The sequence below is a fragment of the Desulfosarcina sp. genome, assembly GCF_041551955.1.
Taxonomy (GTDB): Bacteria; Desulfobacterota; Desulfobacteria; order Desulfobacterales; family Desulfosarcinaceae; genus Desulfosarcina.
In genome coordinates this window covers 1-8338 of record NZ_JBFELV010000214.1, presented here as the reverse complement: position 1 = coordinate 8338, position 8338 = coordinate 1, and the positions used below count along the sequence as shown (strand labels likewise).

General features: G+C 58.1%; 7 protein-coding genes and 1 pseudogene. 2 read left to right on the top strand and 6 right to left on the bottom strand.

What is annotated here, in order from left to right:
• From ABYV26_RS15530 to ABYV26_RS15510, 5 genes and pseudogenes are all read right to left on the bottom strand, one after another.
• A pseudogene (locus tag ABYV26_RS15530) lies at positions 1-810 on the bottom strand (aminomethyl-transferring glycine dehydrogenase subunit GcvPB); the annotation flags it as partial.
• Positions 807-2141 (bottom strand): aminomethyl-transferring glycine dehydrogenase subunit GcvPA, encoded by a 1335-nt coding sequence (gene gcvPA, locus ABYV26_RS15525; RefSeq protein WP_372682270.1) that lies wholly within the window; start codon positions 2139-2141, stop codon positions 807-809. The gene gcvPA and the pseudogene ABYV26_RS15530, both read right to left, overlap by 4 nt.
• Positions 2142-2147: 6 nt before the next feature.
• Positions 2148-2546, bottom strand: a complete 399-nt coding sequence (gene gcvH / locus ABYV26_RS15520; protein ID WP_372682269.1) for a glycine cleavage system protein GcvH — start codon at positions 2544-2546, stop codon at positions 2148-2150.
• A 57-nt stretch (positions 2547-2603) separates the two neighbouring features.
• A complete protein-coding gene (locus tag ABYV26_RS15515) occupies positions 2604-3875 on the bottom strand; it encodes an aminomethyl transferase family protein (RefSeq protein ID WP_372682268.1) in 1272 nt (423 codons plus the stop codon).
• 121 nt (positions 3876-3996) lie between these two features.
• The gene (locus ABYV26_RS15510; RefSeq protein ID WP_372682267.1) at positions 3997-4440 is read right to left on the bottom strand and encodes an Lrp/AsnC family transcriptional regulator; all 444 of its coding nucleotides are present in this window, start codon (positions 4438-4440) and stop codon (positions 3997-3999) included.
• Between the two features lie 602 nt (positions 4441-5042).
• Here ABYV26_RS15510 and lpdA point away from each other — a divergent pair.
• Entirely contained in the window at positions 5043-6476 is a 1434-nt protein-coding gene (lpdA, locus tag ABYV26_RS15505; protein WP_372682266.1) for a dihydrolipoyl dehydrogenase, read from the top strand.
• A gap of 541 nt (positions 6477-7017) precedes the next feature.
• On the opposite strand, the gene ABYV26_RS15500 is transcribed toward lpdA, so the two are convergent.
• On the bottom strand, positions 7018-7863 hold the full coding sequence (locus ABYV26_RS15500) for an EamA family transporter (protein WP_372682265.1): 846 nt from the start codon (positions 7861-7863) through the stop codon (positions 7018-7020).
• 247 nt (positions 7864-8110) lie between these two features.
• Between ABYV26_RS15500 and ABYV26_RS15495 the strand changes: the two genes are divergently transcribed.
• A partial coding sequence (locus ABYV26_RS15495; RefSeq protein WP_372682264.1) for a hypothetical protein occupies positions 8111-8338 on the top strand: 228 nt, incomplete at its 3' end.

Here is an 8338-nt window from a genome sequence, read left to right as displayed (position 1 = left end):
GCCGATGTTGACGATGCCCATGACCGCATTCATGTTGGCGCCGTCGCCGTATACCAGTCCGCCCTTTTCGTGAACGATGGCCGCCACCTGGCGGATGTTGTCTTCGAAGAGTCCCAGGGTGTTGGGGTTGGTGATCATGATTCCGGCGGTGTCCTCATCCATGAGTTCGGCCACCGATTCGGGCAACAGGACCCCGTCCGGACCGGATTTGACGCCCACGGACGTGAAGCCGCACAGGGCGGCGCTGGCCGGGTTGGTGCCGTGGGCCGTGTCGGGGATGAGCACCTTGGTGCGCGGTTTGCCTTGGTTTTTGTGGTAGGCGGCGAAGATCAGCATGCCGGTCAATTCGCCTTGGGAGCCGGCGGCCGGCTGCACCGATACGGCTGGCAGGCCGGTAACTTCACCCAGGTAGCCCTGCAGGTCATACATCAGCTCCAGGGCGCCCTGGGAGAGGCTTTCCGGCAGCAGGGGATGGGCGCCGGCGAATCCGGGAATGGACGCCTGGCGTTCGTTGGTCTTGGGGTTGTATTTCATGGTGCACGAACCCAGCGGGTACATGCCGCTGTCCACGCCGAAATTCCACTGGGAGAGCTTGGTGAAGTGGCGCACCACATCCAGTTCGGAAAGATCCGGAAAATCCGGGCCATCACCGACCAAAGCATCGTCCAGCGGGGTCTCGTCCACGTCGCGGCGGGGCAGTGACATTCCCTTGCGCCCCGGGGATCCTTTTTCCCAGAGGAGGGGCTCGTTGAAAATCAGGCCGGTGGTTCCCATCTTATCTTTAATTGGGTCTTTTATTTGGTTTTTCATTTGGCCACCTCCTTTACCAGTGCATCGATCGTGTTTCGGTCGATGGTTTCGGTCACACACATCAACCAGCAGTCGGACAGTTCCGGATAGTAGGGGGCCAGGTGCAGTCCGGCGACGATCTTTTTCTCCAGCAGGGCCTTCCAGGTGTCGGCAAAGCCTTTGGGAAAGCGCACCACGAATTCGTTGAAGGTGGGCGCACTGAACGGCGAGGCGTGTCCTTCCTTGGCCAGTGATGCTTTGAGGTACTCGGCCCGGTCGCGGTTGAGCCGGGAGAGTTCGCGGATGCCCGTGCCGCCCAACGCCGCCATGTACATGGTGGCGGCGGTGGCACACAGCCCCTGGTTGGAGCAGATGTTGGAGGTGGCTTTTTCACGGCGAATGTGCTGCTCGCGGGTGGCCAGGGTCAGCACGAAGCCGGTTCTGCCGTCGCGGTCCGTGGTTTTGCCGATCAGGCGTCCGGGCATGGTGCGCACATACTGCTGCTTGGCGGCGAACATGCCCAGGCCGGGCCCGCCGAAGCTCTGGGGGATGCCGAAACTCTGGCCTTCGCCGCAGGCGATGTCCGCCCCGCAAGCGCCGGGGCTCTTGAGCAGGCCGTAGGCCAGCGGTTCGGAAAAGGCGACCACGAACAGGGTTTTCTTGTCGGTGTGAATGGTTTTCCCGGCAGCCTCCAGATCCTCGATGCAGCCAAAGAAATTGGGGCTCTGCAGGGCCACGCCGGCCAGTTCACCCAGGTCGGCCAGGCCGGAGAGGTCGGTGCGGCCGTCTTTGCTTACGGGCAGTTCGACCACCTCGAAGCCGGTGGGGGCAAAATAGGTCTCCACCACCTTGCGGTACAGGGGGTGAACAGCCCGGGACACGGCCACCTTTTTGCGCCGCGTGGCCCGGATGGTCATCAGCAGGGCTTCGGCCAGTCCCGAGGCACCGTCGTACATGGAGGCATTGGCCACATCCATGCCCAGCAGGCGGGTCACCAGGGTCTGGTACTCGTAGATGGTCTGCAGGGTGCCTTGGCTGATCTCCGGTTGATAGGGCGTGTAGGCGGTGAAAAACTCGCTGCGCAGCAGCAGCTGACGGGTGATTTCGGGGATAAAATGATGGTAGCTGCCGGCGCCCATGAACACCTTGTGGAACGGGGGAGCGCCCATGCTGGCGGCCATGCAGTCCATATGGCCGTTTAGCTCCCACTCGGTGAGCGGGTCGGGCAGGTTCATCGCTTCCTTCCGGCGGCAGTCGTCGGGAATACTGGAGAACAATGCGTCCAGATCCGCCGCGCCCACCACCTCAAGCATCTGTTGGATGTCTTCTTCGGTATGGGGCAGATATCTCATGATGGTTTATCCTTTCAGCATCTCAAGGTAGTCGGCCTTGGATTTCAGGGCCTCGAGTTCGGCGGGGTCGCTGGCTTTGATTTCCATCATCCAGCCGCCGCCGTAGGGGTCGCTGTTGACCAGTTCGGGCGCATCGGCAAGGGCTTCGTTGATGGCCGTCACCTCACCGCCGATGGGCATGTAGAGCTCGGACACGGCTTTGACCGATTCCACGGTGCCGAACTCGTCACCCTTGGCGAAGCTGCTGCCCACCTCGGGCAGCTCCACAAACACGATGTCTCCCAGCTGGTCCTGGGCATAGTCGGAAATACCCATGCGCACCACGTCCCCGTTTTTTTTAGCCCACTCATGGTCATCGGTGTATCGCACGTCTTCCGGTAGATTCAGTTCGCTGATTGCTTTCATGTTTTCCCTCCCTGTGATTGTTTTTCTTCTATATATCAAGCGGTGTCGTGTCCGCGCTTAGAGCATGTCGGCCATCGGTTTGCGGGCGGTGCGGTGGGGGCGAATATCGTCCACGATGGTGACGGTGATCGTTCTCCGGTTGTCGGCAATGTCCACGTGCTGGCCAACGGACAGCTTGCGGTTGACCTTGACGAAGCCGCAGCAAAGCCCCTTGGCTTTGAATCCGTCGGGCTTGTCCGGGCTGGCAACGCTGAAAATGTCGCCGTTGTGACGCCCGATGCCCATGTCTGTGGCGCAGGTGAGAACGGTTCCGATCGTTTGGCCGTCGGCATCGATGACACGGGAGTCTTCTCCGGCTGAGATTTTGCGCAGATCCTTGCCAGCAAAGGCCTGAGTGAATGAGAAATCTGTCTGCTTCTCAAGGGCGGTCCGTCCGATGAAATCCTTGGTGAACCCGGTCTGGTCTGCCGTGAAAGGCAGTGCGAAGGGCCAGGGGTGATTGATGAATGGCCAATGCCCGATATCCTGGTGGGAAAGTGGCAGCACGGCGCCGGCACGCAGGCTGTCCCGGGCTGCCAGGCCGCAGGGCTTGATGTCGTACCCACTGCCGGCTTCAAGAAGGCGTTCCCACAGGCCCTGGATGTTGTCGGGTGCCAGGAACATCTCGAAGCCAAATTCGCCGGTGTATCCGGTGCGCGACAGCAGAATGGGGGTGCCGTCGTCCAGACGAACCGCATCGGCAAGTGGCGATGCGGGGTCAAAATGTCCCTTGAAGGAGAAGTAGGGCATGCCGGCAAAAACCGCTTTGGGATCGGCCAGAACCTTACCGAGGATCTTGGCCGCCGCCGGCCCCTGGATGTCCATCTTGCCCAGCCGATCGGACAGGTCGGTCACCGAAGCGTCCCGCCCGTTTAGGTTGCGCCGCAGGTGGTCGGCAACGGCCCCGCCCATACCGGCGTTGACCACCACCATGTAGCTGCCCGCCGCCACGAAAAAGACAATCGCGTCGTCGATGGTATGGCCGTTTTCATCCAAAAAGGCGCCATACACGCATCGGCCCGGCGACAGGGGCTTTCTGGACGGTCCCATGCAGGCCTTTAAATCATTGGTAAAACAATACTGGAGCAGATCAGCGGCTCCCGATCCGGCGACGGTGACGGCCGCCATGTGGCTGGTGTCGAATACGCCGGCACCCGTCAGTACGGCCAAATGTTCGTCTTTAACCGATGAATACCACAAGGGCATGTCGTAGCCGCCGAAGTCGGCCATGTTGGCGCCTTGACGCCGATGCCAGCTGTTGAGGGGTGTGGTTTTGATGTCTGTGGTCATGACGGCTTCTCCTTGTTAATAAACGACGTGTTAAATTTTAAGCGTGAAGTGTTCCGTCATTTTTATAAAGGATGGGTGTTGCATTTGCTTAACACTTAAAACTTCACACTTAACACTGCTTTTAAAATATATACGGCACCTTGAGGTTGTAACTTTTATAAACCACAAAGGTTTCCACAGACTGTACGCCCTCCAGCCGGGAAACCTCTTCGGTGTAGAATTCCAGCAGACCGAAGCCCTCTTTGAGCAGAACCATGAGGATCAGGTCGAACCGGCCGGTGACGACGCTTACTGACACCACCCCGCGAACGCGGCTGAATTCCTCGCCTTTTTTGACCAGGTCCATGGTGGTCAGCTTGACGCCCACCATCACGACCCGGTGTCGCGGAACCTTTTCCGGGTCCACCAGACCGACGATCTCCAGCACACCCTCCTCTTCCAGCTTGCTGACCCGTGATCTGACGGTATTCTCGGAGACGCCGAGATCCTCTGCGATGATTTTGTAGGACTTCCGGCCCTCCCGCAGATGGCGGACGATGGAAATGTTTAGATCGTCGACTTTCATCGATGGCCTTTCAATGCTGACGGGTTCGTAAAAAAGCCGATATCTGCGTTACGCTTCATCCATCGTCACTGCGGCGTACCTTAAGTACGCTGCCTTCGGCACCCGCGGTAGCGGTATTCTCAGGATGGAACATGAATGTTCGCCGGAATGATGAAGATCAATATACTGCCCGCTCGCTATAGCTCGCTTTCGCGGCCCGCAAGCCTTGATCTCGGCATTTTTACGAATCCGTCGGAAATGCGACCTTTTACGCATCCATCAATGTTAGGCGGATACTGAAAATTATTAGTCGAGCATGATGGATCTGTCAAACATTTTTTAAAAAATTGAAGTATTCGGCAAAAAAATGTTGAAAAAAGGTTGAAAAAGACATTAATTGCGCTTAACTGACTGGAAGGGTTGTTGCGGCGGACCGATCTTCGGGTTCGAAACAAACTAAGGCGTGTCCATCCAGAAATGGTAGCTTTTGGTGCAGGCAAAGACCGCAGCACCCTTGAAACCACTGGCGTAGCAGCGCTACGTCGAGGACTTCAAGGGCGGGAGAACACAGGCCTGGGCCGCAAGATGATGTTTCTGGACGGACACCGAGGAGGAATAGGCACATGGCAACACGTCTGACAGTCCTGGGCGCCGGCCCGGGGGGGTATGTGGCGGCGGTGCGTGCAGCGCAGCTGGGCGCAACGGTGACGCTGGTGGAAAAAGAGCAGGTCGGCGGCACTTGTCTGAACTGGGGGTGCATTCCCTCGAAGATCATGAAAACCACTGCCGAGATGCTTGAACGATTCCACCAGGCCGGTCAATTCGGTATTCGTCTGGATGGCAGCGCCGAGCTGGACATGCAACAGCTCATGACCCGCAAACAACAGGTCCTTTCCACTCAGATCAAGGGTATCGAAGGTCTGCTGGCCCACCACAAGGTCAAACTGGTTCGCGGCAGCGCCCATATCGACGGTCCCGGCAAGGCATCGGCCACCGGTGAAGACGGCCAGGTGCAGCGCTGGGAGTGGGACCGGCTGATCATCGCCACCGGTTCCCAGCCGTTTTCGGTCCCGGCCTTTCCCTTTGACGGCCGGCTGATCCTGTCCAGCAATCACATTCTGGAGATCGAGCAGGTACCCGAATCCATGGTTATCGTGGGCGGGGGGGTGATCGGCTGCGAATTCGCCTGCATCCTGTCCGCCATGGGGACTGCGGTGATTGTCGTGGAGGCACTGGACCGCCTGCTGCCCCTGCCGTCGGTGGATGCCGGCTGCTCCAAGGTGCTGGAGCGGGAGATGAAAAAACGCAAGATCAAATTCTACGTCAACCGGGTGGTGGAATCGATCGAGGGGCACGGCGACGGCCTGGCGGTGACCATCGGCCCCTCCCCCTTTGCATCGGATTTGAAGGAAAAGGACAGGGTCCCGGTGACGGAGACGGTGGCGCAAGCGCTGGTGTGCATCGGCCGGTCGCCCAATACCAAAGATATTGGCCTGTCCACGCTCGGTCTGGCGACGGATGCCAAGGGGTGGATACCGGTGGACGACCGACTGCAGACAGGCGTTCCGGGCGTTTACGCCATCGGCGACGTGCTGGGCCCGGAGCGGGTGATGCTGGCTCACGTGGCCTCCACCGAAGCTATGCTGGCGGCGGAAAATGCTATGGGTCGCGACCGCGCCATGGACTACACGGCGGTGCCCGGGGCCATTTTTACCATGCCGGAGGTGGCCTGCGTGGGGCTCACCGAGGCCCAGGCCAAAGCGCAGGGGATCGATGCCCGCGCGGATACCGCGCTGTTCCGTACCATCGGCAAAGCTCAGGTCATCGGTGAGCTGGCCGGTCAGGCCACTATCATATCCGAGAGCGGCAGCGGCAAGGTGCTGGGCGTTCACATCATCGGCCCCCACGCCACGGACCTGCTGGGAGAAGGCACCCTGGCGGTCAGCAACAACCTAAGCGTGGCCGATATCGCCGACACCATTCACGCCCACCCTACTCTGGCGGAAATCATGCTGGAGGTGGCGTTGAAGGCTACAGGCAAGGCACTCCACGGCTAGGGTGAATGTCCACAACAGTCATCCTTCGGCCCCTGGCGGCGTACTCGCTCGTCGGCAATCCTCGGAATAGGCTCACTATGCCTGCGGTTGCCAACTCGCTCGAGTCTTGCCAGGAACCAAAATCTACCCGTTGTGGGCGTTCACCGTCACACGATTGTCGCCTTGTTTAAATTACTATAAACAAAAACTAAATGACCAAAACATCACACCCGCCAAAATCAAAATTCTAAACCTGGTGATCTTGAAGAAAAGGGTTCTAAATCGTCAATATTGATGGAACTGTAAAAAGTCACAAACAGTGTCACTCACGCGGAGGCGGGCGTCTAAATCTATCTGAAACTTATGGATCCCCGCCTACGCGGGGATGACCATATCGGGGGATTTTCGACTATTTACAGCTTCGTTAAGATTGGAGCAATTGAAATGAAAATCCACGGTTGGTTTTTGCCTTTTTTGAGATTTGGATATTGTAATTTGGAATTTATTTGAGATTTATCATTTGTGGTTTGTTATTTAAAATAGATCCTATCTCCGATGGAGGCTAAATCGCGATCAACACCAGTGCCACCCCGGCACTGGCCACCCCAAACCACTGCCGCCGGCCCAGCCCCTCCCGCAACACCAGCCAGGCCAGCAACACGGTCGACGCCGGGTAGAGGGAGGCCAGTATAGCAGCAATGTCCAGCCTCCCGAGGTGGGCGGCCATTCCGAAGGCGGCGTTGCCTGCAGTGTCTAGTATGCCTGCCAGGGCGATAAAGACGAACTGACCCTTGGGTGGTGGCGCCAGTCGACGTGTCGTGGCAAGAATCGTGAACATCAACGCGATGGCCGCCGCACGGGCAGCCACCAGAGGCCAAAGGACAGACTGGCTGCTGGCCTGATCCATGAAAATGAAAAACAGGCCAAACCCCAAACCGGCAGAAATCGAGAGCCGCAGTTCGCCGGGTGCGATTTTAGATTTATCCCCGGGAGAAGAAAGAAACCAAACTGCTGCCATGGCGATTCCGAAACCGGTCGTTCGCAGCCAGCCGGGAAAGCCCTCCACCATCAATGAAAAGGTCATGGGAACCAGGGCTGTCACCACCGCTGACAGCGGTGCTACGAGCCCCATCCGTCCCTGGGCCAACCCCTTGTAAAGGCCGACCAGGCCTAACACGCCGAAGATTCCAGCCAACCCGCCGAACAACAGGTGCCTGGCCGGTGGCATGCTCCGGGCAAAAACGGCCGCCAGACAAACCAGAAGGGTGCCGCCAATCAACTGAGAGAAGAGGATTACGGTGAGGGCGTTTCCCCGTCGGGAGGCAAAGCCGCCGGCAAAATCGCCCGCCCCCCAGACCAGGGCGCTGCACAGACCGCAGATCACGGCCACGCTTTCCGGATGGATCATATCAACACCCCCTGGTCCCTATTTGCCGGGATAGCTTGCCGACTCGGCAATTTGTACCCGGTCAAAAAATCGCTTGAGCCCGAAATCGTGCCTTTGGACACTGTTTTCGAGCGTCCTGCTTCGTGGCACAAAAACTGCTTAGAAATAAAGATTAGAAAAAAGGAAATTAGAAACAACGCAATCAATCGTCGCCATTTGCTTATAGTATAGAACGGACGCGAACACCACCCGTAGGAGGATTTATAACGTGGCAAGAAACTGCCTTTTATCCATTGGAATGGTCTTTTTTTTCCTCTTTGCCCGCCATGTCATGGGCGACATACCGATTCTGGTCAATGTCAGGAGCGGTGCCTTGGTTCTCATCGGCACGATCGTTTGCGGTTCGCTGGCATTTCCCGTCCATACCCAGCGCGGTTTTTTCACCCGTTTGGTCGACAGCCTGAAATCCAAACCGAAAACCGTAGAAGACCTGATC